This window comes from Staphylococcus sp. HMSC071G07 (genome assembly GCF_001811435.1).
In the GTDB taxonomy this organism is placed as follows: Bacteria; Bacillota; Bacilli; order Staphylococcales; family Staphylococcaceae; genus Staphylococcus; species Staphylococcus pettenkoferi.
In genome coordinates this window covers 319,423-342,103 of record NZ_KV804768.1, presented here as the reverse complement: position 1 = coordinate 342,103, position 22,681 = coordinate 319,423, and the positions used below count along the sequence as shown (strand labels likewise).

Annotated in this window: 33 protein-coding genes and 1 riboswitch; of the genes, 15 read left to right on the top strand and 18 right to left on the bottom strand. The window is 36.0% G+C overall.

Annotation, left to right across the window (positions count from 1 at the left end; all coding sequences use genetic code 11):
- Positions 1-44: 44 nt before the first annotated feature.
- Positions 45-371 carry a magnetosome magnetite crystal formation protein family gene (locus HMPREF2802_RS05940; protein ID WP_070503086.1) on the bottom strand — a complete coding sequence of 109 codons (327 nt, stop codon included), beginning with the start codon at positions 369-371 and terminating at the stop codon, positions 45-47.
- A 174-nt stretch (positions 372-545) separates the two neighbouring features.
- Between HMPREF2802_RS05940 and HMPREF2802_RS05935 the strand changes: the two genes are divergently transcribed.
- Positions 546-920 (top strand): hypothetical protein, encoded by a 375-nt coding sequence (locus tag HMPREF2802_RS05935; RefSeq protein ID WP_070503085.1) that lies wholly within the window; start codon positions 546-548, stop codon positions 918-920.
- 32 nt (positions 921-952) lie between these two features.
- On the opposite strand, the gene HMPREF2802_RS05930 is transcribed toward HMPREF2802_RS05935, so the two are convergent.
- On the bottom strand, positions 953-1,528 hold the full coding sequence (locus tag HMPREF2802_RS05930) for a TetR/AcrR family transcriptional regulator (RefSeq protein WP_070503084.1): 576 nt from the start codon (positions 1,526-1,528) through the stop codon (positions 953-955).
- A gap of 146 nt (positions 1,529-1,674) precedes the next feature.
- Between HMPREF2802_RS05930 and HMPREF2802_RS05925 the strand changes: the two genes are divergently transcribed.
- Positions 1,675-3,183 carry an MDR family MFS transporter gene (locus HMPREF2802_RS05925; RefSeq protein ID WP_070503083.1) on the top strand — a complete coding sequence of 503 codons (1,509 nt, stop codon included), beginning with the start codon at positions 1,675-1,677 and terminating at the stop codon, positions 3,181-3,183.
- Positions 3,180-3,827, top strand: a complete 648-nt coding sequence (locus HMPREF2802_RS05920; protein ID WP_070503082.1) for a DUF4811 domain-containing protein — start codon at positions 3,180-3,182, stop codon at positions 3,825-3,827. The genes HMPREF2802_RS05925 and HMPREF2802_RS05920 overlap by 4 nt, the downstream gene beginning before the upstream one ends.
- A gap of 72 nt (positions 3,828-3,899) precedes the next feature.
- On the opposite strand, the gene guaC is transcribed toward HMPREF2802_RS05920, so the two are convergent.
- The 5 genes from guaC to HMPREF2802_RS05895 form a co-directional block, all read right to left on the bottom strand.
- Complete coding sequence (gene guaC, locus HMPREF2802_RS05915) at positions 3,900-4,880, bottom strand: GMP reductase (protein ID WP_070503081.1); 981 nt, start codon at positions 4,878-4,880, stop codon at positions 3,900-3,902.
- Between the two features lie 199 nt (positions 4,881-5,079).
- Positions 5,080-5,673, bottom strand: coding sequence for a hypothetical protein (locus HMPREF2802_RS05910; RefSeq protein ID WP_070503080.1), 594 nt, complete (start codon positions 5,671-5,673; stop codon positions 5,080-5,082).
- 306 nt (positions 5,674-5,979) lie between these two features.
- On the bottom strand, positions 5,980-6,513 hold the full coding sequence (locus tag HMPREF2802_RS05905) for a hypothetical protein (RefSeq protein WP_070503079.1): 534 nt from the start codon (positions 6,511-6,513) through the stop codon (positions 5,980-5,982).
- Between the two features lie 183 nt (positions 6,514-6,696).
- Positions 6,697-7,023, bottom strand: a complete 327-nt coding sequence (locus HMPREF2802_RS05900) for a branched-chain amino acid transporter permease (RefSeq protein ID WP_002472286.1) — start codon at positions 7,021-7,023, stop codon at positions 6,697-6,699.
- A complete protein-coding gene (locus HMPREF2802_RS05895; RefSeq protein ID WP_070503078.1) occupies positions 7,020-7,721 on the bottom strand; it encodes an AzlC family ABC transporter permease in 702 nt (233 codons plus the stop codon). Before HMPREF2802_RS05895 ends, HMPREF2802_RS05900 begins: the two co-directional genes overlap by 4 nt.
- Before the next feature lie 247 nt (positions 7,722-7,968).
- Here HMPREF2802_RS05895 and HMPREF2802_RS05890 point away from each other — a divergent pair, with 247 nt between their 5' ends.
- A complete protein-coding gene (locus HMPREF2802_RS05890; protein WP_070503077.1) occupies positions 7,969-8,490 on the top strand; it encodes an immunodominant staphylococcal antigen IsaB family protein in 522 nt (173 codons plus the stop codon).
- Positions 8,491-8,775: 285 nt separating this feature from the next.
- On the opposite strand, the gene HMPREF2802_RS05885 is transcribed toward HMPREF2802_RS05890, so the two are convergent.
- From HMPREF2802_RS05885 to tsaT, 4 genes are all read right to left on the bottom strand, one after another.
- Positions 8,776-9,519, bottom strand: coding sequence for a poly-gamma-glutamate hydrolase family protein (locus HMPREF2802_RS05885; protein ID WP_070503076.1), 744 nt, complete (start codon positions 9,517-9,519; stop codon positions 8,776-8,778).
- 215 nt (positions 9,520-9,734) lie between these two features.
- Positions 9,735-9,905: a hypothetical protein gene (locus HMPREF2802_RS12125; RefSeq protein ID WP_002472296.1), complete on the bottom strand. Its 171-nt coding sequence runs from the start codon at positions 9,903-9,905 to the stop codon at positions 9,735-9,737.
- A gap of 749 nt (positions 9,906-10,654) precedes the next feature.
- Complete coding sequence (locus HMPREF2802_RS05880; protein ID WP_070503075.1) at positions 10,655-10,906, bottom strand: hypothetical protein; 252 nt, start codon at positions 10,904-10,906, stop codon at positions 10,655-10,657.
- Positions 10,907-10,944: 38 nt separating this feature from the next.
- A complete protein-coding gene (gene tsaT, locus HMPREF2802_RS05875; protein ID WP_070503074.1) occupies positions 10,945-11,136 on the bottom strand; it encodes a type II toxin-antitoxin system toxin TsaT in 192 nt (63 codons plus the stop codon).
- 270 nt (positions 11,137-11,406) lie between these two features.
- Here tsaT and HMPREF2802_RS05870 point away from each other — a divergent pair, with 270 nt between their 5' ends.
- Entirely contained in the window at positions 11,407-11,613 is a 207-nt protein-coding gene (locus tag HMPREF2802_RS05870; RefSeq protein WP_070503073.1) for a TM2 domain-containing protein, read from the top strand.
- Between the two features lie 318 nt (positions 11,614-11,931).
- Positions 11,932-12,144 (top strand): YozE family protein, encoded by a 213-nt coding sequence (locus HMPREF2802_RS05865; protein WP_070503072.1) that lies wholly within the window; start codon positions 11,932-11,934, stop codon positions 12,142-12,144.
- A 3-nt stretch (positions 12,145-12,147) separates the two neighbouring features.
- Here HMPREF2802_RS05865 and HMPREF2802_RS05860 read toward each other — a convergent pair whose 3' ends face one another.
- The 4 genes from HMPREF2802_RS05860 to HMPREF2802_RS05845 form a co-directional block, all read right to left on the bottom strand.
- Positions 12,148-12,378 carry a hypothetical protein gene (locus HMPREF2802_RS05860; protein ID WP_049406523.1) on the bottom strand — a complete coding sequence of 77 codons (231 nt, stop codon included), beginning with the start codon at positions 12,376-12,378 and terminating at the stop codon, positions 12,148-12,150.
- Between the two features lie 164 nt (positions 12,379-12,542).
- Entirely contained in the window at positions 12,543-12,794 is a 252-nt protein-coding gene (locus HMPREF2802_RS05855; RefSeq protein WP_002472304.1) for a hypothetical protein, read from the bottom strand.
- 131 nt (positions 12,795-12,925) lie between these two features.
- Entirely contained in the window at positions 12,926-13,441 is a 516-nt protein-coding gene (locus HMPREF2802_RS05850; RefSeq protein ID WP_070503071.1) for a GNAT family N-acetyltransferase, read from the bottom strand.
- Between the two features lie 502 nt (positions 13,442-13,943).
- A complete protein-coding gene (locus HMPREF2802_RS05845) occupies positions 13,944-14,369 on the bottom strand; it encodes an organic hydroperoxide resistance protein (RefSeq protein ID WP_070503070.1) in 426 nt (141 codons plus the stop codon).
- Positions 14,370-14,642: 273 nt separating this feature from the next.
- Here HMPREF2802_RS05845 and aroD point away from each other — a divergent pair, with 273 nt between their 5' ends.
- Positions 14,643-15,359, top strand: a complete 717-nt coding sequence (aroD, locus tag HMPREF2802_RS05840; protein WP_070503069.1) for a type I 3-dehydroquinate dehydratase — start codon at positions 14,643-14,645, stop codon at positions 15,357-15,359.
- Between the two features lie 66 nt (positions 15,360-15,425).
- The gene (locus HMPREF2802_RS05835; protein ID WP_070503068.1) at positions 15,426-15,965 is read left to right on the top strand and encodes a nitroreductase family protein; all 540 of its coding nucleotides are present in this window, start codon (positions 15,426-15,428) and stop codon (positions 15,963-15,965) included.
- Between the two features lie 103 nt (positions 15,966-16,068).
- On the opposite strand, the gene HMPREF2802_RS05830 is transcribed toward HMPREF2802_RS05835, so the two are convergent.
- The gene (locus tag HMPREF2802_RS05830; protein ID WP_070503067.1) at positions 16,069-16,389 is read right to left on the bottom strand and encodes a thioredoxin family protein; all 321 of its coding nucleotides are present in this window, start codon (positions 16,387-16,389) and stop codon (positions 16,069-16,071) included.
- Positions 16,390-16,534: 145 nt separating this feature from the next.
- On the opposite strand from HMPREF2802_RS05830, the gene HMPREF2802_RS05825 reads away from it, so the two are divergent.
- From HMPREF2802_RS05825 to HMPREF2802_RS05795, 7 genes are all read left to right on the top strand, one after another.
- Positions 16,535-16,891 (top strand): arsenate reductase family protein, encoded by a 357-nt coding sequence (locus HMPREF2802_RS05825; protein ID WP_002472298.1) that lies wholly within the window; start codon positions 16,535-16,537, stop codon positions 16,889-16,891.
- Positions 16,892-17,083: 192 nt separating this feature from the next.
- Entirely contained in the window at positions 17,084-17,464 is a 381-nt protein-coding gene (gcvH, locus tag HMPREF2802_RS05820) for a glycine cleavage system protein GcvH (RefSeq protein ID WP_002472285.1), read from the top strand.
- Positions 17,465-17,799: 335 nt separating this feature from the next.
- Positions 17,800-18,192 carry a toprim domain-containing protein gene (locus HMPREF2802_RS05815; protein WP_002472284.1) on the top strand — a complete coding sequence of 131 codons (393 nt, stop codon included), beginning with the start codon at positions 17,800-17,802 and terminating at the stop codon, positions 18,190-18,192.
- Positions 18,189-18,488 (top strand): thioredoxin family protein, encoded by a 300-nt coding sequence (locus HMPREF2802_RS05810; protein WP_002472289.1) that lies wholly within the window; start codon positions 18,189-18,191, stop codon positions 18,486-18,488. Before HMPREF2802_RS05815 ends, HMPREF2802_RS05810 begins: the two co-directional genes overlap by 4 nt.
- A gap of 56 nt (positions 18,489-18,544) precedes the next feature.
- Positions 18,545-18,650, top strand: a riboswitch (SAM riboswitch).
- A 287-nt stretch (positions 18,651-18,937) separates the two neighbouring features.
- Positions 18,938-19,963, top strand: a complete 1,026-nt coding sequence (locus HMPREF2802_RS05805; protein WP_070503066.1) for a methionine ABC transporter ATP-binding protein — start codon at positions 18,938-18,940, stop codon at positions 19,961-19,963.
- On the top strand, positions 19,956-20,651 hold the full coding sequence (locus HMPREF2802_RS05800) for a methionine ABC transporter permease (RefSeq protein ID WP_049412137.1): 696 nt from the start codon (positions 19,956-19,958) through the stop codon (positions 20,649-20,651). The genes HMPREF2802_RS05805 and HMPREF2802_RS05800 overlap by 8 nt, the downstream gene beginning before the upstream one ends.
- A 20-nt stretch (positions 20,652-20,671) precedes the next feature.
- Positions 20,672-21,481, top strand: coding sequence for a MetQ/NlpA family ABC transporter substrate-binding protein (locus HMPREF2802_RS05795; protein WP_070503065.1), 810 nt, complete (start codon positions 20,672-20,674; stop codon positions 21,479-21,481).
- Positions 21,482-21,589: 108 nt separating this feature from the next.
- Here HMPREF2802_RS05795 and HMPREF2802_RS05790 read toward each other — a convergent pair whose 3' ends face one another.
- Both HMPREF2802_RS05790 and HMPREF2802_RS05785 read right to left on the bottom strand, forming a co-directional pair.
- A complete protein-coding gene (locus HMPREF2802_RS05790; protein ID WP_070503064.1) occupies positions 21,590-22,036 on the bottom strand; it encodes a DUF1433 domain-containing protein in 447 nt (148 codons plus the stop codon).
- Between the two features lie 173 nt (positions 22,037-22,209).
- Positions 22,210-22,644 carry a DUF1433 domain-containing protein gene (locus HMPREF2802_RS05785; protein WP_070503063.1) on the bottom strand — a complete coding sequence of 145 codons (435 nt, stop codon included), beginning with the start codon at positions 22,642-22,644 and terminating at the stop codon, positions 22,210-22,212.
- Positions 22,645-22,681 lie beyond the last annotated feature (37 nt).

Genomic DNA, 22,681 nt, shown 5'->3' with positions numbered 1-22,681 from the left:
AGTGCGTTTGTACCTTTTCTACGATTATGATGAAGGATACTCTTTTATTCTCTTAATTGATCCATTAGTAGTACTTTGATGCCACAATATAAGTTATATATGAAGAAATATACCATTCCAATAATACCGATGATGAGAAGTATAATTGCAATGATTAGAGAGACTTTCGCATATAGTCCCATAAGTGCTACTGCTATAACAACTAATATTAAAAATAAATAAGGTGCGATGTGATATAGGATTGCACGTTTACCATGAGTAGAGACAGGTCTATCTAACCCGATCCAAATAATTAATGGAAATAAAAACGGTGCAAAGAATACACTGAAATAACTTAGCGATGCGAGAATCTTTTCAGTTTGTTTATCCATAATTATCACCTCAGGGTTAATTATAACGTATTTGAAAGACGAGTGCGCTTACACTTTTGTAAGGATAAGCTGAAATACTTATTGTTATTAGAGTAACATCACCCTAATAATGAGAGTAGCTTTTTATCAGGTATGAAATGAATAAGAAAGAAATATTGAAAGGGGATTTCAAGCGTGGTTAGTGAGGAAGAATTTAGATTACTGAAACAATCTATCACTGAATTAGCTGCGAAGATGGGTAACAATCAATTAGAAACATACTCAGTTAGTTTATTATTTCTAGAGATGGAATATGGCTTGGAGTCATTTGATAAAATTTTTACAGCGTTTTTACGTTATACGAGTGAACGGCATAGTGATGATATGAATGCTGAAGATTTAAAAGTACTTATAGATAAATATAATGAAAGTAATCACGAAATCAGTGATTTTATGAAAAACAAAATTATCATTGGATTTGCGACAAACTATATACCAAGCTTGGGTGAATTAGCTACTGAGTTGCAAACTGACATGATATGTAATGGTATTAAAAAGGAGAATAATTGATGCGTTAAGTCTAGACCATCAATTATTCTTCTTTACTCTTCACTCAGCAACGTATGACGCATACCATGTAATAGAATATCTCTGACAATCTTAGCAATTTCTTCATTCTCTGTTTGATTATCCGTCCAGAATTGAAATGTGCGAATGAGGATCGAAAGTTGAATATCCAACATAAAGGCTTTCCTCACTGGACTAATGGATAAGTGAGATTCCATCATCTTTACTCGTTTACCTATTTCGTTTCTTAATTTCATTTCGAAACTACTATCACCATGCTCGCTTAACAGTATTTGGATAATTTCAGCATAATCTTGTAATGAATTAAATAATGACAAGATGCTTTGTTCGTCTATTGACCCTATATCTTCAACGGACGTTAGAAGGTTCTCCCGTTGTTCATTAATTTTCTCGATTACTTCATTTTCAATTTCTTCTAGTAAATCATACTTATCTTCATAATATCTGTAAAATGTGCTCCGTGTTATTTCGGCATCTTCAATAATTTGATTAATTGTTAAAGCATCAAAGCGGTAGTTCTTAAGTAATCGTACTATTGCTTCTTTAATGTGGCGACGAGTGGAATTAGTCTTACGCTGGTAGCTAGCCATAGAAATTCAACTCCTCCTCAAATTATTAATGGAATAATATCATATCAAGAGTTCGAAATCGAACAATATGTGTTATTTTGTTCTGTCTTTACTTTCTTGACCTTGCTATAGTTTTACCATAATCAAAGTAAGGAGGAAGTGAAAACATGAATAAAGAATTTGATTTAGATAATTATGGCAGACCTTATAATAAAGTCATTATCATGGCGATAGTGTTGCTTGCGACCTTTGCCGGAGCACTCATGCAAACATCGTTAGGGACTGCATTACCTACTTTAATGAAGGATTTCGACATAGATTTAAGTACAGCCCAAGAAGCGACAACATGGTTCTTACTTGCTAACGGGATTATGGTGCCCATTTCTGCCTTTCTAGCGACACGATTTTCAACGAAATGGTTGCATGTTGTCTCATATATCACACTTTTAGCAGGATTAGTGTTAACTATAATTGCACCGAATGAAAGTGAATACTGGATAGTATTTTTACTAGGTAGAATCGTGACGGCAATAGCGGTAGGATTAATGATGCCACTCATGCAAATGCTCATCATCAATATGTTTGAGCCTAACAAGCGAGGTGTGGCAATGGGGCTAAGCGGTTTAGCTGTAGGACTTGCACCTGCTATGGGTCCCACATTTGCAGGTTGGATATTGGATAAAAATCACGTGGTACTAGGAATTACAATCACAGATTCATGGAGAAATATATTTGTTCTTCCAATCATCATAGCGGCTATAGCGCTCATCTTAAGTCTATTTCTTATGAAAGATGTTATTCCTAATAGAAAAATTAATTTTGATGTAAGTTCGCTCATCTTATCGTGTATCGGTTTTGGCCTCTTCCTTTGGGGCTTTACGAACGTTTCAACGAAAGGATGGGGAGACGTTGTTTACGTAATCATTCCACTCGTTATCAGCGTTCTTATCCTAGTTATTTTTGGAATGAAACAGTTGAAATCAGACGATCCGTTCCTAGATATTCGTGTGTTTAAATCTAGAGGTTTTACAATGGCGACAATTGGCCTCATCGTTGTAACGATGGCCATGTATGGGGTAGAGATGATGTTACCAACTTATTTACAGAACATCCATAACTTTTCACCATTTGAATCTGGATTAACCTTATTAGCAGGAGCGTTGATGTTAGGAATTATCTCACCAGTTTCAGGTGGTTTATATAATAAAATTGGAATAAAACGTCTATGTATCGTTGGTTTTTCAATATTAGCTTTAGCGACCATGCCTTTTGCATTTTTAACAGACACTACTTCTCCTAAATTAATATTAGTATTATACGCTATTCGCATGTTTGGTGTAGCTATCATTATGATGCCGTTAACTACCAATGCGATGGATGCCTTGCCTACTGAGGAGGGTACGCACGGCACAGCCGTCAATAATACTGCACGACAAGTAGCGTCTGCAATAGCTGTGGCACTCTTAACGTCTATTACACAAAACATGATAAATAATCATGAGCCTTCTCAAGGACTGAAAGATGCGAACCCATTGAAATATGTCGAGCATCTTCAACAAGCGTCTATCGATGGCTTTAACATGTCGTTTGCGATAGGGATAGCGTTCGCAGTGGTCGGTTTACTGATTATTCCATTCTTAAAAAGAACTGGTGAGAAAGGAGAAGATGAATCATGATTATAGCAATCATACTAGCGTTACTCATCTTTGCAACATGGTTATTTATTCCGCATAAATGGACGCGTATTCTACTAGGAACAATTAGTATCTTACTACTACTCACATATGTGATTGGTTTAATTGGAAATATGAAATATCACTGGGGTATGAAACAAGAAACTGTAACACGAGGTCAACATGAAATATACTCTGCTGGCCCTTCAACTTCGCCTAAGTCGATTCTCATAATCAAAGAAATTGGTAACAATAGTGGGAATTATGTCATGATTTATAAAGATCGTAAAGCGGACAAGAAAGCAGAAGCACATAATAAGCCAGATATGAGTAAAAAGCATATTTCAGATAGCATAAAGCAATCAGGAAAATATTATCGTAAAGAGAAAGGAAAAGCCGTAGCAAAAACAGAAAAAGTGTATTGGACATGGAAAAATGATATGTACCGTATATTATTTAGCTTTAATGGTAAGAATAAAGAACTAAAATCTGAGAAATTAGTAGTTTCCATCCCTGAATCTAAATGGGAAGTTATGACACCTGAACAGCTTAAAGCACAACAACAGAAAATGAAACAAAAACAAGCACAAATGAAAAAAGCTAAAATGCGACAAGCGCAGATGAAAAAGGAGGAAGAGAAAAAATAGCACCACAAAGATTAATTTAATCACAGTAATGCAAAGAACTGCACCCCACAGAGAGGTGCAGTTCTTTTCGATTTATCTATCTTGATCTCCGTTAAAGATGGAGTTTCGCACGATAACGTAATCAACTGTTGTGAGTGACTTCAAGTCTTTGCCTCCAGCATAGGAGATAGAACTTTGTAAATCTTGTTGCATTTCGTTTAACGTGTCTTTCAGTGAACCTTTGTGTTCAACAAACATTTTCTTACCTTCGACGTTTTTGTGCTCACCTTTTTGGAATTCTGAAGCACTGCCGAAGTATTCTTTGTACATTTTACCATTCTCTTCAACAGTTTCACCAGGTGATTCTTCATGCGCCGCGAAGAGTGAACCAATCATGACCATAGAGGCACCGAAACGGATTGACTTGGCGATGTCACCATGTGTACGGATACCACCGTCTGCAATCAACGGTTTACGCGCAGCTTTACTACAAAGATTGAGTGCAGCGAGTTGCCAACCGCCAGTACCGAAGCCAGTCTTGATCTTCGTAATACATACACGACCTGGACCAATGCCGACTTTCGTTGCGTCAGCGCCAGCATTCTCAAGCTCTCTCACACCCTCAGGCGTACCCACGTTACCAGCGATAACGAAAGCATCTGGTAGGTGACGTTTGATGTGTTGAATCATGTTAATCACTGAGTCAGAGTGGCCATGCGCGATATCGATCGTGATATATTCAGGAACTAAATTCTGTTCAGCGAGTGTGTTGATAAAATCGAATTCACGATCTTTCACACCTACAGAAATTGAGGCGAAGAGATTCGCTTCTTGCATTTTTTTGATAAAAGGAATACGCGCAGCTTCGTCGAAACGATGCATGATGTAGAAGTAATCATTCTCCGCGAACCATTGCGCGAGTTCTTCGTTCATAACCGTCTGCATATTCGCAGGCACTACTGGCAATTTGAAACGACGAGGTCCAAATTGAATAGAAGTGTCACATTCAGAACGACTTTGTACAATACATTTATTTGGAATTAATTGGATATCTTCATAGTCAAAAATTTTCAAATATATAACCACCTAATTAGTATTCAGCTTATTCATGATACTAGTTAATCTACCGTATGTAAATAGGGAATATAGCCGGTGATTGTACGGGTAATTTTTTCTATAGTAAACCAATTTTTTATGAATGATATATCATCCGTGTTGTTGAAAAGGCGAGATTGAGTGTTTATACACTAGTGTCATAAACGATTTTAAATATCTACTCATCTACTGCTAAGTCGTAAACTTTATCACCCAGCACTTCTCTAAAGTCATCTTCATCCACTTCTTTGTCTGCCAATTTATTTACTTTATCGGTAAAGGTCTCGTATTGTTCATCCACTTTGTCGTCTGAAACTTTATCTTCATTATAATCTTTCAATGTTTGCGATAAATCTTTTGATTCTTTACTTAATGTTTTACTCACGTCAGTGAAGTGATTTTCCACCTTTTTCTCTTTATCATTAGGCTTGTAATCATGTTTCTCTTCCTTGAAGTCATCTAAGTTCTCATCGAGTTGATCAGATAGCGTATCGAAATGTTCTGCAAATGAGTCTAAATCAGTATCTTCATCTACCCGTGACACGTGCTTACTGAAACTACGTGCTGATTCGGCATAGCTTGAAACGAAATATCTTAAATCATCAAGATATTCTTTATGATCTTCTTTCTTATCCTGCTTTTTATCTTTCTTTTTGTCCGACGCAGTAGTCTTACTATGCTCCTTGTTATCAGTCTGTTTATCATGCGTATCGTTACCACAAGCACCAAGTAGTAGGGCACTTGCTAACACGACAGAAATTGATTTTCTCAATGGAAATTCCCCCTAAAGATGTTTGTAATATGTTGTAAGAATAAAATGTAAGAGTTGAAACTTATTTTTAGGAATTAGAAAAAATAACTGAAAAACTATGTATTTATTTTACTCGCACAACAATTAGTAGAATAACATAAAGTTAAGAAGAGTTTTAGATGAATTTGTGAAAAAATATTTGGAAAAGAAATGAAATTATGAAGAAAGTTAGAGCAAGATAAAATAAAAATAAGCTCACATTACAATAACTTTATTGTTATCATAATATGAGCTTACTGTACGAATTATATTTAACTTCGGAGTCGCTTATTTTTCAGACTCATCAACGAGATCTTCCGCTTTTTTATAAACGTCATCACCTAGAATTTTCTTAACACTCTTACTATCGATTTTATTTTCGTCTTTAGGCTTAGCTTTCTCTTGGTAATCTTTAGTTATATCAATAATCTCTCTACTGTATTCTGGTTCTGTTAAGTCACCATCAGATAATTCCTGTGTTTTATTCTTCATGCTTTTTAGCATTTTATCAGTTTCTTTATTGAGGTGTCTAAAGTTTTTAGCTAATTTCTCTTGGTCTTTGGTACCTTCTATATTTTTTGTAGATTTATCGAATTCATCTCGATCTTTTTCAAAAGATTTACGTGTTTTAGATAGTTCTTCAACTAATTCTGAATTTTTTAGCGTTCTTGTGTCTTTTTGGAATTTTTGGAAGTTATCCATATCCTTATCTACGAATGTACGTAACGCCTTTTGATATTTTTCATGTTGTTCTTTCTCGCTTGTACCACAAGCTCCGAGTAGTAGGGCGCTTGCTAATAAGATTCCTGCTGTTTTCTTCATAATCAAGTCTCCTCTTTGATAGTCATTTGCCGTTCTTGTCTATATCTCAGGCTATAATGATATATATTATAATAAAATGAATCTGTTGTATAGATAGATTGCAGATTTTTCTAAAATTTATTTTGGCCAAGTAATTTTTCACATTTTAGACTAGGTAAAATTACTCCGCGCATTTCACCTCAACTAAAAGACAAATTGAACGAGCAGCATGTAAACAATTGTACCGCCAGCGATGGAGAGTAACATACTTTTTTTAACCAAATGCAAACCTATAATCACAACTGTTGCGATGAGCTCAGGCAAGCCAAAGCTGTACTTCAAGACATTGACGTCCTTGAACGAATAAACGACGAGCAGTCCAAAGACAGCAGCGGGCAAAGCTTTGCCTAAATACCTCACGAAAGAGGGTGTGGGCTTGTTTGGTGAAAAGATATAAAAGGGCAGGAAACGTGTAATCATCGTGCCTAGGACAACTAAAGCAATCGTGATAATTTGTTGAAATAAAGTCATGACGTAGTCCCTACCTTTCTTTCAATTGGCTTTCTCATAAAGATAAAGATGACAAGCATCGCAATCATGTCTGGTAAGATAAAGGCTTTAGGTCCAAAGATGATGAGGCATAATAATGATACTCCGATGCCAATAATAGAAGTAAGATGACTGGATTCCTTTAGCCAATTATCTAGGAAGATTACAACGAAGAGTGCCGTCATCACGAAATCGAGTCCATGCGTATTAAAGTGTATGTAATCCGCAGCGATACTACCAATCGTAGCGCCAAATACCCAGTAACAGTGATTAAATAATGTGACGTAGAACATAAACCAACCTTTATCAATATGACTAGGAACTTGCGCTGTTTTATTTATGACGAACGTCTCGTCACACATACCAAAGATGAGATAATATTTCTTTTTACCCATATTTTTAAATTCTTCAAGCATAGAAATGCCGTAGAACAGATGACGTGCGTTGATCATCAAAGTTAAGATTAACGCGCTGAGTGGGCTAAATGAAGCAACGAGCAAACTTCCTGCGACAAACTCCATAGACCCAGCAAAGATAGTCGCACTCATCACAATAGCGAAGATAGGTGCGAAGCCAAGGGAATGCATATAAATTCCGTAAGCGATACCTAGGAAACTGAATCCAGCGAGTATCGGAGTCGTATGTATAAACGCTGTTCTCATAATAGGTGAATGTGTCATCTCAACTGTGTTCTCCTTTCTATAATCATAATTGAGTCTATATTATCTGAATTTTACAACATTAGCAATACACAATTTTCTACTTTTATAGACTGAGATAAAATGAGCGAGAATATTTAGAAATGTTAAGAGTATAATAAGAAATAGTAAAATTTTGTTAAAAATATTTATTAAAAATTTGAATGATTATATAATAAAAGTGTAATGACATTTGATAATGTTATTTCAAAATTAAAGGAGTGATTTTATGAAGAAATTAACGAAAGCAATGGTAGCTGCATCTACGATTGCGACACTAAGTTTAGGAACAGTAGCAGTTAACGCAACAGACGCACACGCAGAGACGACACCATCTGCAACGCAAGCCAAATTCGTGCTTGAAGGAAATGCAGGTGACGATGCAAGCTTTCTTACAAGCCCTCAATTTATTGAAGGTTTAAATGGGGGCGGCATGATGTTCAATGGTTACTATATGACAACGCATGTGAGCACGCCGGATTACCACCAACATAAAGTACATGATCAAGTGATCCAAACTGTAGGGGAAGGTAAGTCTGCGCGCAGTGTGAGCTTTAATGTGACGGACACATCAGTAACAGTTGAACAATTGAAAGCTGCGTACGGCCAAGATTTAGGTCAACTTTATCACAGTGGTAGCACACCAGATGATGGCTTATACTACTACGATAAAGGTCAATATCCAATTCAGTTTAACGTTGAAGACGGACATGTGGTTAATGTTCTAATTGGCGATCCTGTTACGGATTAATCGATCTAATTTCAGTTTCTACTTCATTAAACTTCTGAACTGTTACGTTGAAATCACTTCTGAACTGTTATTTAAGGCTGAGTGCTCACTTTGGTGTGGGTAGCTCAGCTTTTTTGCTGGTGAAAGTGAGGCTGGTACGCATTGGTGTATGGATTCTTACTGCATTTTAGGTAAAATGAGCGCTAGCTATGAGGATGTTTGAATGATTATCTTCATAGGCGAAAAGTTAACCCGCAGATGCTTTCATTAGTCATCTACGGGTTGGATAGCAGTTATTGATTTATTCTACTTCTGTTTCGCATCTTTAATACCATTACTTACAGCTTCTGAGAATCGATATAGATTATCACGATAGTTAGAAGTTTGTTCACGGGAATTACGGTCAAAGTCACCGTGTTTGAAGAACGTTTTACGTAAGCCATAAGAAAGTTCGAGCTGAACGCCTGCATTCCCATCATTCTTATTAGTGACATTCTGACTTGAATCGCCTTCTAAATAATCAGGACTTTCTTCAACTTTAAAGCCTGCATCTTTCAAATTATCTCTAATCGCATTACGTAATTTTAAATCTTTACCTCCGATATAGACGACGGATTTACTTTCACCCATTCCGTGAATAGAGACCGCGTGATCACTTTTCTTCATTAATTTCAGTAGGGTAGGTTCGTCGAAGTGTGTGGAAGTAATGTGTAAGTCTTGATTTCCTGATTTCATTAATGCTTCGAAAGCGTATAATTTATAATCGCCTTTTTTAGAAATCTGTTTCGCAACTTCAGACGTGCCAGGTTCAATGCCACCACCGTGAATTGCGGTAACAATTGTATCGCTAGAAGTATTTTTAGAAGAAATCTTCCAATCTTTACCCTCACGCGTATCTTTCTTCAGTTCTTTAAAGTTTTTATATTTATCAGAACTGGAATTCGCCTTGTGTTGTGAAGCGTAAATAAAGACGACTGTGAGTAATAAACCAAATAATACCACACAGGTTAAAAAAATATATAAAGGTTTTGAAAATGATCTTTCTTTCATAACGTCTCCTAATATATTGATAATTATTTTAACTTAAATGTATTAACATCAGATTAAGTAGTTATATATGTTAAATGAAAGTTAAATATTTGTAAAACCAAATCATATCCAGATGAGTTAATAAAAAAGGATTGAGATTAATATGCAAAGAGAATGCTATAAATCTCAATCCGTAGACTTATCCTCTTTCATGTAAGGGACTGCTAGATAAGTCTTTATGCGCCTGTGACGATCTTATTAATGAGTAGACCGATTAAAGATACGATGCCGATGATGAGGCACACGACACCTAAACTAAGAAAGGACTGACGTGATTTCGGTTTCGTCTTACTCATACTGAGAAAGATAATACCTAGAATAGTAATAATAATAGCTACATAAATCATAAACATCCTCCTTTACGTGATGATGTAAGGAAGTTCTCTATTTAAATTGATGATGTTTACGTGCACCTTTGAAATTTGAAATAGATACCTTAATACTATTTTACCCGTTTTTCATGGATTATATTTAAATTAGGGCAAATATTTCAATAGTCAGGGTGCTCCAATTTCTTAAAAATCTTTTCCAAGCTGTTTGATTTTTTTGCGTAACTGTAAATCGATTCGGTTTACAATTCGGATTGTGAATAAATTCTTTGTATTTTTAAAAGTATTTGCAATTTAAGAAAGCAAATTTTATAATTGCTTTGCATGCTCTTGGGCATGTGAAAATAACGGAGATGAATTTTCTACATGCCCCGGAGCATGTAGAAGATTCATTACTCCCGTTATAGTATAAGGCCCCTTTAATTAGGGGTCTTTTTATATGCGAAAAACTGCTAACAAAGCTTTCCACTCTGTTAGCAGTAAAAAACACCCCTTTGAATTGAAGGGGTGCTAAGTATTAAGGTATCAAATTATTTTTTAGCGAAAGTGTCAACTAAAGTTTTGATTAATTTGATGATACCACCGATGATGTTTGCTACTGCCATTTGAATTACCTCCTTTGTTTTATCTTAACTAAAGTGTAACGCGAGATAACCTGGCGTAGGTGAATATTTCTTACATCGGCAGTTAGAGTGCTTAAGTGCGCTTTACAAGAAAGTGGACTAACAGTTAGGAATCTTAACTGTTAAAATTTTTATACGCTAGAGTTATGTTATATCTCTGATCATAATAATATGACTTTCTTGATTTGCTGTCATTTCAATTTCTTCACTATGATGTTCGATATTGACATCGATAATTTGCTGATTCTGCACGACGAAATGTGCTTCAGCTAAGATACCAAAAGCGTAATTATTAATCGGACTGATAACAGATACTGAAGTATCGTCTTCTTGAATAGCAATCTCTTTTTTACTTAGATTATCCACTTCCCAATTAGGATAGAAACGTAATTTCATAGTGCGTGCCTCCTAATGATTAATCATTAGGAGGCTTGTTAAATGAGCCAGCCGAAGATTAATGCGAACAGTGTGCCGACAACACCGAAGATGAATAACATAACAGTGATGCCTAATAGAGATTCTTTCGATTCTTGACTGTGTTTAGCTTTATATAATGATAAAGTGATAATTCCTGCAATAAGGAAGATAATTGATACAGTGAGTAAAAATATATAGTGAATGGACATACTTCCACCTCCAACTCATTCTACGTAACGTAACTTGAAATACATTAATACATTGTACCACTTAATCGTTCTTCACAATAGAGTCGACACTTATATGAGATGTGGCAGTTTCATGAATATTTTTGAGCTTTTGTAAAAGATGAGTGTCCATACTAACTGATGATCTATCCTCAGAAAGTAGGTCGCATATATAGGTCTTAAGTCCGTGGCCGTAAAGGTGATAGGTGTGTATACTAAAAGTATAATAAAGATATAAAAGAGGTGCGAAAGATGAACGAAGTAAACAAATGGCTTTATATTTTACTTGCTGTGTTATTAGGTTCGTTTGGAATTCATAAATTCTACGCAGGTAAACCTGTAGTTGGCTTACTTTTCGCAGCATTCTTCTGGACAGGAGTGCCACACATCTTAGCGATTATTGGCGCTATTATTACGTTACTTAAACCTGCAGATGAACACGGTAATGTTTTAGTTTAGACCGCTTATAAAATATGAAGTAATACAAATACACGTCTTCCTTAATTATGCTAATGCATAGTTAGGGAAGACGTGTTTTTTTAAGTTGAATAATAAAATTCTCCATTCATTTTAACTAAATAACTAAAGTAAAACTAAATTTAATGAAATATTCACAAAATTTTAAAGTCTTAACTAATCGCATCATGAATAGGGGTATAGCATTCCTGTACTTTCAGCCCGCTGATTCTCGTATAGACAATTTCAGAAACTCTGATATGATAGATGATAAGATAAATATACACTAGTTGATTCTTTGTACAAGAAAGGGGCATGACTATGACATTTTATGAATTTATTTATAGATTTCTGGAAGATGATACCCCATTAGGTTATATCGCACATCACGTCCACACTGATAGCGAGTTTCCTATTGAAGAAACTTGTGCACATTCTCTATTTAACTACTTTAGTGCGAAGTATGTAGAGCATGATATGTTAGAATATGCCAAACGTGCGATTAGTATTTATGATGATATTAATTGTGCTTAACAATTACTCGTAATACCAATTCTGTACTTCGAGTGCATGTCGGATATCTTGCGTTTTAAAGTTAATTTCATTATTACGGATTGAAAAAGGTTCAAGTAAATGACGGTTCATCCAAGCATTAATGAGCTCGATAGGTAAACCATCTAAGATCATGTCACGTCTGCTAACGACTAAGCATTCCCAATCGAGAGATACTTTCTCAGGGTTGACGTAACAACATTTTTCTTCTCTCATTCTTAATTTACACTCCTCGGAATTGTGACTTAGTCAATTAGTTATACCCATTGATAAATGTATTAAACAGTGACGGACATTTATGTTGTGAGTATTAATAATTTTCCGACATTTTAATATCGAGAAAGTGCCTATTGCGATAGGTAATTTCTCTTTGTAAAAAACTAGAAAATGTAACGCCACAAAGGAATAGTAAATAAGAATAGAGCGATTAATGTGACGATAGCTGCAAAGACATTAATCGCTCTGTCTCCGCGCAGTGCGCTATAAAAGTTAATGGCAAAAATCGCAATTAATATCAATATAGCCATGATAATTTGAAACGGCGTCGTCACGATTTCATCAAAGATTAAAAATGGAAAAACAAGGGCTAATAAGGATAGAAATAAAGAAAAGATTGTGGTCTTGTTCGTCATAATGTTGTCCTCTCTGTGCTCGTATTTCTCATAATCTGCACGTTTAAATATACTCAAATCATAAGGTTTCGCTCGCTTAATTGCAAGGAACGTTATACTTTATAATTTAAGTGAGGCTAAATTATATAACATTATTTTTTAATATCACTCACTAGCCAGTGTTCATCAATATAACGTGTACCAAGTTTACGCGCATGTTTTTCGACGCCTAACGTTTCAAAATTATAATTTCTATAGAAAATTTTAGCGCTGATATTATTTGAGGCAATCGAAGTCATCAGAATTTCAATGTCTCTCTCTTGGCAGTATTGAATGATGTACTTCATTAAGTCATCTGCAAGTTCTTGGGATGCGTAGTGATCAATCATTTTTACACACATATTCTGCAAGATAGCTTTATGTCTTAAACCATAGACATGAGAATTGATAAGTGTTGCTACACCTACAAGCTCATCGTCCACGTGCAGGCCAATGACCTTTTCTACTGGGCTATCTTGAGAAAGCAGATGGTCAAGATACTCGGGAGGGATGTGTGACTCGTCGTACAATCCCCACGCATATACGAAATGTTCATTATGTATTGCTTCAGTAACTAAGCGCTGATAGTCAGCCAAATCATTAAGGTTTAGTTCATGAATCGTACTCATTGTTCTCGCCTCACAAGAAATAAATCTAGTGTTAAACTCTATTGTATCTACGTTTAATAATAATTCAACTTATTTAGCGTAGCAATGTTAATTTGTAACATAATCGAAAAAATGTACTTTTAAAATAAGAATCCACTTACTTCAAGATTAACTTATATGACAAAGCAACGTCGACTATTAACACTTCCTGTAGTGGTAAAAGACTCTGAATGGGCGGATTAAAACGCAATTAAAGTGTGCTATAATGAGAAAGGTTGCTCACATATTAAAGAGGGGTGCGCGTATAGTGGAAGCACTAATGTTGATTATTGTTTCGCTTATACTGCTTGTCCTTATTGCGTTTACAATCTTATGTGTGAGTTTAAGTATTCTTTCTCGGAAAGATGAAGACGAATAAACGGTAAGATTGTGCATCAAGACAACCAGCATAAGATGAGGAAATGAAAAAAGCCCTGTTCTTCCCTTCGAAAGGTGAAGAACAGGGTATTAACGTTCTATGAGATTAGTCTTCTACTGTCACGTTTAAGTTCACGTCGATATTACCATGTGTTGCTTTAGAATATGGACAGAAGTCATGTGCTTCTTGTAAATATTTTTCAGCGTCTTCTTGTGATAAGACATTCTTAACTTTAGCATCAATGTCTACGCCTAATTTAGGACTTTCAGCATCTGGGTCATCTTCTAAACGTACTGTTAATGTTACTTCTGGTTTCGCATCTCTTACTTTGTTTTGTTTCAAGATTAAATCGAATGCACCATTAAAGCATGAAGCATAACCTGCTGCGAATAATTGTTCAGGATTTGTACCTTTTTCAGCATCTGCTTGATCTGGAGGAATTACCGCTACATCTATTGCTTTATCATCTGTTTGAACGTGTCCATTACGTCCACCAGTGTTTGTTGCTTTTGTTTCATATTTAACTGCCATGTTGTATAACCTCCTCAATTGATTATAGTTATCTTCTACCCTGAATGTTCAATCGTTAATCATTGATCGATTCACATAATCGTTTGAGAAGTCCTCTTTTCGCTCAGTTTTTTAAAATAAGCAAACGCCTAAGTATGGTAAACGCTTCTGTTCGCTCAACTTTTTTAAAATAAGCAAACGCCTAGCCATAGTGGAGCTGACAAGTTTACGCGTTGGTGTACAAACGTAGATGCGTTATAATAAGCGTAATTCAAATGATAAGGACGTGGCGTTATGCAAGAGGTTCAAATTGCCGTAACGATAGCACCTGACTATCAACTAGACCGAAAGTTGACTCAACGATTACAACACGAACAGGCAAACTTTGATATTGTTGAGTTACGCGTTGATCAGTGGCCAGAATTCAATGAAGAAGCCTATCAACAAACGTTAGAGACGTTGCGTGAGGCAGTGCCGGAGAAGGAAGTGCTCGTGACATATCGCACAACTCAACAAGGCGGAAAGGGCAACGCATCAGAGGCAGAATACGGTCAGATTATCCGTGCAATTGCTAAGGAACAACCAATCTATATTGATATTGAGTTTGACGAGCATGCTTCTCCAACAGACGTGCGGGCATTGGTGAATGAGGCGCATAAGGATCAAGTGAAGGTCATTATTTCACATCACAACTTTACTGAAACACCGAATCTTGAGACGCTACGCTTCCTGTATTATAAAATGCATCAATGTGGCGGAGATATGCTTAAAGTGGCAGTGATGCCTCGAACTCCAGAAGATGTGTTAACGCTTATGTCCGCGATGCATCAAACGAGTGTGACTACTCCTGAACAAGTGATAGGTATCGCGATGGGCGAGTTAGGTAAAGTTTCACGATTAGCTACGGGTGTATTTGGCGGAAGTATTTCTTACGGTTGTTTAGAAGAGCCACAAGCCCCTGGTCAAGTTCAGGTCAAAGATTTACGACGTGCACTGAGAGATTATCGATAAGTTGAAAATAAAAATATCTTGCACTATAATTGAAAAAGATTATCACTTACGGAAGGGCGATCAATTATGGAACTACAAGAAGCTATTGCAAATAGAAGAAGTAGAAAGAAATTTAAACGTGACATGCATATAGATGACGATGCTTTATATCAAGCGATTGAGCGTGCGACAGACGCACCTAACCATAAGATGAGAGAGCCTTGGAGAGTTGTGCATATTTCGAAAGATCGACTCGGTCAAATGAGTCAAGATATTGGTCAATATGCATTTAAAGGCGACGATGATAAGAAGAAAGACCACTATGATAATGTGACTAACTTAGGTGGTATGCTCGCATTAATCGTTCAGAAAGATCCACGTCAGAAACAGAATTTAGAGAACTATATGGCGTTTGGTGCTTTCGCTCAAAACTTAATGTTATTGCTTCATGAAGCGGGTATTGGTACTTGCTGGAAGTCTCCACAGTACATCTTTATGCCTGAAGTGAGAGACACATTAGGCGTGAAAGATAGCGAAGACTTAGTAGGTTTCCTTTATCTTACTGATATGGAAGACAGAGTGTCACACCGTAAACGTCATATGAAGAACTTAATCACTGAATATTAAACGATATCATAAAATGGCGAGTGAAAGTGGGTGTTACCCCATCTTTTCACTCGCCATTGTTTATATAGTGTCACTTTAGGTAAAGATATATGTGATACACATTTTATTTGAATGTGTCAGCTAAGAAATCTTCAACTTGTTCTGGAGATTTCGCATTCGCTGAATGTAAGTGACTCAACTTCTCGCCGTTCTTGAATACGAGAATACTAGGAATACCCATGACATCGTTAGCAGTAACTACATCTTCAAGTTCGTCACGGTTAACGACGTACCATTCGTAATCGTTGTATTTCTCAACGATAGGGTCAATCCACATATCCATTGCTTTACAATCTGGGCACCAACCTGCCTCGAATTTCACGATGACAGGATTGTCACTATTAATCGCTTGGTTAAATGCATCTGTAGAATGAATTGCTTTCATGTCTATGCTCTCCTTTTACTTGAAATCGTGATTATATTATAACTGAATCGAGGTTATAAAGAAAAAATTAGGCTTATAAATTAAAGCATTTCTCATTTAAATTTGATATATTGGAATAAAGATTATAAAAATAGGAGGTTCATACATGATTAGATTTTACCAATACTCAAACTGTACAACTTGTAAAAAAGCTGCAAAGTTCTTACAGGATTATGGCGTAAGTTTCGAACCTATTGATATTGTACAACATACACCTACATATTCTGAACTTAAAGAAATTGTGGAATCATCAGATCTAGATGTCAATAAATTCTTTAACACGCACGGTGCGAAATACCGTGAACTTAATTTGAAAGACAAATTACAAGACTTGTCCTATGACGAGAAACTCGAACTATTAGCATCAGACGGCATGTTGATTAAACGTCCGCTCGCAGTCATGGATGATAAAGTCACAGTTGGATTTAACGAACAACAATATCAAGATGTATGGGTTAACTAATCGTTAATCAAATAGAGATAATTAAACGATGATTTGAAATCGCTTTCTGAGACGATAACCATGCGTCTCATTACTTATTTCATGCGATGTCATGGCCTTGGAAATATTCACAAGATTAATAGAAAATCTTGCTTGTGAAGCATCTATATGGCATCATAAATATGTACAATAAAGTTTATAGGAGGGGATCTCGTGGCAGTACCGAGTGAATTAAAGTATTCTAAAGACCATGAATGGGTAAAGGTTGAAGGAAACACAGTTACTATTGGTATTACTGAATATGCACAGAACGAATTAGGAGATATCGTCTTTGTTGAGTTACCAGAAGTCGATGACGAAATCGAAGTAGGCGACACATTTGGTAGTGTTGAATCTGTTAAGACAGTTTCAGAATTATACGCTCCAGTTGCTGGTAAAGTAACAGAAACAAATGACGAGTTAGAAGACAGCCCAGAATTCGTTAATGAATCTCCATACGAAAAAGCTTGGATGGTTAAAGTTGAAATCAGCGATGAAAGCCAATTAGACGACTTAATGTCAGCTGACGACTATTCAGAAATGATTGGTGAATAATACGACGAAAGTTGAGTTACGTACATAATTACTTATAAAGTAACTATGTTAAGTTGTTGCGTCCTGAGTTGAACGTGGATATAGCATTATGTTTTACGCATATCATATTGTATCTTTGCTGATGTTCAACGATTTAGTGGGGACAACAACTCAATGAGTAGATGTGAGAGTAGAATGTCGATTCAAATTCTTGAGAGAATGGTGGATGACGTTCTACTCTTTTTCTATAACTGTCTCACTCGTAAGTGTCATGAGCTGTAATAATGTTTACTTTGCGCAAGATATGTTAAAAACTAAGTAGCGTTTCCCAAACATTGTTAAAGAAGGTGACCGATGTGGCTGTAGTAAACAAAGTAATGATTGTAGAAGGTAAGACGGATAAGCGGCGTGTGCAGGAAGTCATCGATGAACCTCTGCATATTATTTGTACACATGGAACGATGAGTGTAGATAAAGTCGACCAAATTATTGACGACTACGAAGGGCAAACGATTTACGTCTTAGCAGATGCAGATGACGAAGGACGTAAGATTAGAAGTTGGTTTAAACATTATTTAAGTGAAAGTCACCATATATACATTGACCGCCAATATCGCGAAGTTGCGCGTTGTCCGAAAGATTATTTAGCGCGTGTGTTGGAACGTCACGGTTTTGAGGTGAAAGACGAAGATGAAACGATTCAAGAAGAAATAGATCAAATGTTTGAAAGGGTAAGTTTATTAACATGATACAGAAGAAAGAAGAAATTATCGATCCGAAACAAAATGTTCATCAAGATAAACATCTCATATTCGGCTACACACCTACATGTGGTACGTGTAAAGTATCAGAACGAATGCTAGATGTGGCGAATGAGATGGTACAACTACCGATAACGAAGATTGATTTGAATTTACATCCAGATTTCGCTCAAGAATTTGAAATTCAATCTGTTCCTGTATTATTGATTATGTCAAAAGATCAAGAACTTAAGCGCATATACGCATTCCAGTCTGTTCCCTACTTGTTAGAAAATTTAAAATAGTAGTTGACGGGGATTGTGAATAGTGGTAGGATTAATACAACTTAATATTGCGATTGCTCTTATCAAGAGTGGTGGAGGGATGTGCCCTACGAAACTCGGCAACCGTCTGTTACAGAAATGGTGCCAATTCACATAAAGCTTAACGGCTTTTGAAGATGAGAGAAGGTAGGATGCTTTCTTTTTTTTCTTAATAAGAGAAAGTTTTTTTATTGGTTAACATTCTACACTCCTTTGAGTTGTATAAGATGAGCAGAATTTGAGATATCAGATAATATGCTTAATAAATAACACAATATTTTTAATAATTTGAAATATCTAACTTATTTATAAGTGGTAGGCTTGAACGAACTCATTTTACTAACTGAAAGAAGTAGTCCATTGAAACAACGATGATAACTAGCAACGCAACATTAATCTACATCATTAAGAATATTAGAGGAGGGACTACAGTGATTGAAATTAAACAGCTCGTGAAGCGGTATAAGACTAAGAAACACGATGTTACGGCAGTCGATCACGTTGATTTGACGATTCCATCCGGCACGATCTTTGGCGTCATTGGTTTCTCAGGTGCAGGTAAAAGTACGCTCGTGCGCTTACTCAATTACTTAGAGACACCTACATCGGGCGACGTGATTATCGATGGAGATAATATGGGGCAGCTTTCAAAGACAATGTTACGACGTAAACGTCAAGATGTCAGCATGGTCTTCCAACATTTCAATTTATTATGGTCACGTACGGTAATAGAGAATATTATGTTTCCTCTCGAGATAGCAGGAATGGGCAAAGTACAAGCACGTCATCATGCACGTGAGCTCGTCGAACTTGTGGGATTGGAAGGCCGAGGTAACGCTTATCCATCAGAGCTATCAGGGGGACAGAAACAGCGTGTAGGGATTGCTCGTGCGTTAGCTAATGAACCGTCAGTACTGTTGTGTGACGAAGCGACGAGTGCGCTCGATCCGCAAACGACAGATGAAATTCTTGATTTACTGTTGGAAATCAAGAAGAAGAGAAATTTGACTATCGTGATTATTACACACGAGATGCAGGTCATTCGTCGTGTTTGTGATGAGGTGGCTGTAATGGAAAATGGTAAAGTCATCGAACAAGGTAAAGTCACTGAAGTCTTTGAGAATCCGCAACATGCAGTCACACGCAGATTTGTAAAAGACGACTTAAGTGATGAAATCGATGAATCCGTGGATCGATATATACATATTGCTCCGGATGATTACGTCGTTCGCTTAAACTTTACAGGTGATAATACGACAGAGCCTATCGTGTCATATATTACACGCACATTGGACATTGATATCAATATTCTTGAAGGTAATGTGAAACAAACGAAATCAGGGGCGCTTGGTTATCTCGTCTTACACCTAACAGAAGTTTCAGACGCTCAGTTTGAACAATTTAAAGACGGCTTGAGTCGACAACATGTAGCAGTGGAGGTGATTCGACATGGGTAAGTCACTGAATGAAATTCTCCACGAGATGATTACGATGCCGAATGTCGACTGGTCTGAAGTTTGGGTTGCAACCTATGAAACGCTTTATATGACAATCGTTTCAACAATCTTTGCCTTTATTTTCGGCTTGGTACTTGGGGTGTTGCTCTTTATTTCAGCTAGAAGTAAATCACCATTCGCGCGTGTATTTTATAGTGTGATCTCGTTTATTGTTAACTTGTTCCGAGCGATACCGTTTATCATACTCATTCTGATCTTGATACCATTTACAAGTTTGGTATTAGGCACAATTAGTGGTCCAACAGGTGCATTGCCTGCGCTAATTATTGGAGCAGCGCCATTCTATGCACGACTTGTCGAGATTGCTTTTAAAGAGATTGATAAAGGGGTTATCGAAGCGGCTTGGTCCATGGGTGCGAGCACGACGACAGTGATACGTAAAGTGCTCTTACCTGAAGCGATGCCAGCATTGGTATCTGGTATCACGGTGACGGCGATTGCACTCGTCGGTTCGACAGCGATTGCTGGTGTAATCGGTGCTGGTGGTTTAGGTAACTTAGCCTATCTCACAGGCTTCACGCGAAATCAGAACGATGTCATTCTCGTTTCAACAGTATTTATTTTAATCATAGTATTTATCATTCAATACATCGGTGACTTTTTCACTAACAGAATTGATAAAAGATAATATAAAAAGGGGAAATCAACATGAAAAAATTATTAACATTTACATTGATCGCAGTATTAACACTTGCGCTTGCTGCGTGTGGGAAGTCAGATGATAAGACAATTTCAGTAGGAGCATCTCCTGCGCCACATGCTGAAGTACTTAAAAAAGCACAACCCATTTTAGAGAAAAAGGGCTACAAACTTAAAGTTAAAGAAATTAATGACTATACAACGCCGAATAAGCTATTGGATAAGGGCGAAATTGATGCGAACTTCTTCCAACACACACCATATTTGAAAAAAGAAAGTAAAGATAAAGGTTATAAAATCGAATCAGCAGGTAACGTTCTTTTAGAACCAATGGCTGTGTACTCTAAAAAGTATAAAAGCTTAAAAGAATTACCTAAAGGTGCCACTATCTACGTTTCAAACAACCCAGCAGAACAAGGTCGATTCTTAAAATTTTTTGTTGACGAAGGACTAATTAAATTGAAAGATGGCGTTAAAATTCAAGATGCAACTTTCAAAGATATCACTGAGAACAAAAAGAATTTAAAATTTAACTACCAACAATCAGCAGAGTATCTTCCAAAAATTTATCAAAATCAAGATGCAGATGCAGTCATCATTAATTCAAACTATGCAATTGATCAAAAAATAAGTCCGAAAAAAGATTCTATTGCTTTAGAAAAAGCTGAAGATAATCCATATGCTAACTTAGTTGCTGTACAAAAAGGACACAAAGACGATAAAAAAGTGCAAGAACTCGTTAAAGCTCTACAATCTAAAGAAGTTAAAGACTTTATTAACAAAAAATATGACGGTGCAGTAATTCCAACTGATAAATGATAAATTTCGTACTAGCGCTCCACATCTATCGCAGGTGTGGAGCGTTTTGAATGATTGCGTGAGACAGGAACGGCGTTCATCCAACTTATCAAAGGTTCAATTAGCTAATTATTTCACCGATTGATATCCCCATATGATAGGCGGATCAGCTTCATAATCTTCTTTATTCAAGTGTTCACGTTTAATAATTTCATTTGGTTTTATTTTGTCTTTAGGATTAGAGTGATAAAATAATTTTCCTAAAGTCTTAGGACTGTAGCTTAAATTACCCTTATATTGATATGATCCGACTGATGAGATGTTAGCATTAAAATAATATCGCTTATCATTATTGATGTGACCATATATAAAATACCCTCCCATAGGGTCTTTATCTACTTTAGTTATTTGTATGGACTTATAATTTTTAAGATTATGCTTAAAATACAGATCTATTCTAGCCTTTTGTGTCTCAATATATTTATCTTTTTTATGTTTATGCATAACGTAGCCTGTGATTAAAAGGGCGACGATAACAACTAATGATATGTAAAGGAAAAGTTTTCTTTTTGACATGTGTAGTACCTCGCTTTACAAGGATATTAGGTGTCTTAATAAAGTAGACTAGGAAGTAAATAAACATTTATTTTCTAGTCTCACTTTATGACTTTCATTTAACTCAGTTGTTAAAAGTATTGGTTTAGTTAAAACAGATTCACTGATTATTTATGCTTATTTGCTTTAAATAATTAAAAACCCCAAATGATAGGGGGATCAGCTTCATAATCTTGTTTGTTCATGTGTTCACGTTTAATAATTTCGTTTGGGTTTAATTGCTTGGATGGATCGGGATGATAAAATAACTTTTCTAAAGTTTTTGGATTAAAACCTAAATTGCCATTAAATTGATATGATTCGATTGATGAAATATGAGCATCAAAATAATATTGTTTATCATTATTAATGTAACCAGATATAAAATACCCTCCCATAGGACTTTTATATACCTTAGTTATTTGTAAGGATTTGTAATTTTTAAGATTATGCTTAAAATACAGATCTATTCTCGCTTTTTGAGTTTCAATATATTTATCTTTTTTGTGTTTATGCATAACGTAGCCAGTGATTAAAAGGGCGACGATAACAACTAGTGATATGTAAAGGATAATTTTTCTTTTTGACATATATAGCACCTCGCTTTACCAACTTATTAGTTGATTT

What these genes read in the sequence shown, in the direction of transcription:
- HMPREF2802_RS05825 (WP_002472298.1), top strand. Translation starts at nt 16,535, where the DNA reads ATGATTAGATTTTACCAATACTCAAACTGTACAACTTGTAAAAAAGCT.
- HMPREF2802_RS05920 (WP_070503082.1), top strand. Translation starts at nt 3,180, where the DNA reads ATGATTATAGCAATCATACTAGCGTTACTCATCTTTGCAACATGGTTA.
- HMPREF2802_RS05860 (WP_049406523.1), bottom strand. Translation starts at nt 12,378, where the DNA reads ATGAGAGAAGAAAAATGTTGTTACGTCAACCCTGAGAAAGTATCTCTC.
- HMPREF2802_RS05925 (WP_070503083.1), top strand. Translation starts at nt 1,675, where the DNA reads ATGAATAAAGAATTTGATTTAGATAATTATGGCAGACCTTATAATAAA.
- HMPREF2802_RS05880 (WP_070503075.1), bottom strand. Translation starts at nt 10,906, where the DNA reads ATGAAATTACGTTTCTATCCTAATTGGGAAGTGGATAATCTAAGTAAA.
- HMPREF2802_RS05850 (WP_070503071.1), bottom strand. Translation starts at nt 13,441, where the DNA reads ATGAGTACGATTCATGAACTAAACCTTAATGATTTGGCTGACTATCAG.
- HMPREF2802_RS05790 (WP_070503064.1), bottom strand. Translation starts at nt 22,036, where the DNA reads ATGTCAAAAAGAAAACTTTTCCTTTACATATCATTAGTTGTTATCGTC.
- HMPREF2802_RS05900 (WP_002472286.1), bottom strand. Translation starts at nt 7,023, where the DNA reads ATGACTTTATTTCAACAAATTATCACGATTGCTTTAGTTGTCCTAGGC.
- tsaT (WP_070503074.1), bottom strand. Translation starts at nt 11,136, where the DNA reads ATGTCCATTCACTATATATTTTTACTCACTGTATCAATTATCTTCCTT.
- HMPREF2802_RS05830 (WP_070503067.1), bottom strand. Translation starts at nt 16,389, where the DNA reads ATGAAAGCAATTCATTCTACAGATGCATTTAACCAAGCGATTAATAGT.
- HMPREF2802_RS05930 (WP_070503084.1), bottom strand. Translation starts at nt 1,528, where the DNA reads ATGGCTAGCTACCAGCGTAAGACTAATTCCACTCGTCGCCACATTAAA.
- HMPREF2802_RS05890 (WP_070503077.1), top strand. Translation starts at nt 7,969, where the DNA reads ATGAAGAAATTAACGAAAGCAATGGTAGCTGCATCTACGATTGCGACA.
- HMPREF2802_RS05810 (WP_002472289.1), top strand. Translation starts at nt 18,189, where the DNA reads ATGATACAGAAGAAAGAAGAAATTATCGATCCGAAACAAAATGTTCAT.
- HMPREF2802_RS12125 (WP_002472296.1), bottom strand. Translation starts at nt 9,905, where the DNA reads ATGATTTATGTAGCTATTATTATTACTATTCTAGGTATTATCTTTCTC.
- HMPREF2802_RS05940 (WP_070503086.1), bottom strand. Translation starts at nt 371, where the DNA reads ATGGATAAACAAACTGAAAAGATTCTCGCATCGCTAAGTTATTTCAGT.
- HMPREF2802_RS05855 (WP_002472304.1), bottom strand. Translation starts at nt 12,794, where the DNA reads ATGACGAACAAGACCACAATCTTTTCTTTATTTCTATCCTTATTAGCC.
- HMPREF2802_RS05785 (WP_070503063.1), bottom strand. Translation starts at nt 22,644, where the DNA reads ATGTCAAAAAGAAAAATTATCCTTTACATATCACTAGTTGTTATCGTC.
- HMPREF2802_RS05885 (WP_070503076.1), bottom strand. Translation starts at nt 9,519, where the DNA reads ATGAAAGAAAGATCATTTTCAAAACCTTTATATATTTTTTTAACCTGT.
- HMPREF2802_RS05870 (WP_070503073.1), top strand. Translation starts at nt 11,407, where the DNA reads ATGAACGAAGTAAACAAATGGCTTTATATTTTACTTGCTGTGTTATTA.
- HMPREF2802_RS05865 (WP_070503072.1), top strand. Translation starts at nt 11,932, where the DNA reads ATGACATTTTATGAATTTATTTATAGATTTCTGGAAGATGATACCCCA.
- HMPREF2802_RS05895 (WP_070503078.1), bottom strand. Translation starts at nt 7,721, where the DNA reads ATGACACATTCACCTATTATGAGAACAGCGTTTATACATACGACTCCG.
- HMPREF2802_RS05800 (WP_049412137.1), top strand. Translation starts at nt 19,956, where the DNA reads ATGGGTAAGTCACTGAATGAAATTCTCCACGAGATGATTACGATGCCG.
- HMPREF2802_RS05845 (WP_070503070.1), bottom strand. Translation starts at nt 14,369, where the DNA reads ATGGCAGTTAAATATGAAACAAAAGCAACAAACACTGGTGGACGTAAT.
- aroD (WP_070503069.1), top strand. Translation starts at nt 14,643, where the DNA reads ATGCAAGAGGTTCAAATTGCCGTAACGATAGCACCTGACTATCAACTA.
- HMPREF2802_RS05795 (WP_070503065.1), top strand. Translation starts at nt 20,672, where the DNA reads ATGAAAAAATTATTAACATTTACATTGATCGCAGTATTAACACTTGCG.
- HMPREF2802_RS05905 (WP_070503079.1), bottom strand. Translation starts at nt 6,513, where the DNA reads ATGAAGAAAACAGCAGGAATCTTATTAGCAAGCGCCCTACTACTCGGA.
- HMPREF2802_RS05835 (WP_070503068.1), top strand. Translation starts at nt 15,426, where the DNA reads ATGGAACTACAAGAAGCTATTGCAAATAGAAGAAGTAGAAAGAAATTT.